Source organism: Peribacillus sp. SIMBA_075 (assembly GCF_046534585.1).
This window is the reverse complement of sequence record NZ_JAWRYN010000352.1, coordinates 1-304: the sequence shown is the minus strand read 5'-3', so window position 1 is coordinate 304 and position 304 is coordinate 1. Positions and strand designations below refer to the sequence as shown.

The following is a 304-nucleotide window of genomic DNA, read 5'->3' as shown; positions in this document are numbered from 1 at the left end:
GGCGGAGCTGGGCGAAGTCGGGCAGCGTGCCGCTGAAGCTGGTGTTGGTGAGGGAGAGCACGGCAGCGGCCGCATCCACGTTGTTCACCTTCTCGACGGTGGCGAGCGTGGTCGCGTCCATGACGGTGGTCCCGCGGGTCGCCTGGAGCCGGGAGGTGTTCACCTGCCGCGCAGTGCCCGTGTCGGTTCCGGCGTTCGCCCCGAAGTCGAACCGCGGTCCGCCTCCTGCCGCCTGGTCGGCGGTCGCACCCTGGGCGGCGGCGGGCTGGCTGAACGTGATGTCGGTGCCGACGCCGTAGACGGA

General features: G+C 71.7%; 1 protein-coding gene. It reads right to left on the bottom strand.

Translation table 11 applies throughout. The features are described 5' to 3' along the window. Positions 1-304 (bottom strand): hypothetical protein (locus tag SB775_RS28545; RefSeq protein ID WP_410864547.1); only part of this gene is annotated, 304 nt, incomplete at both ends.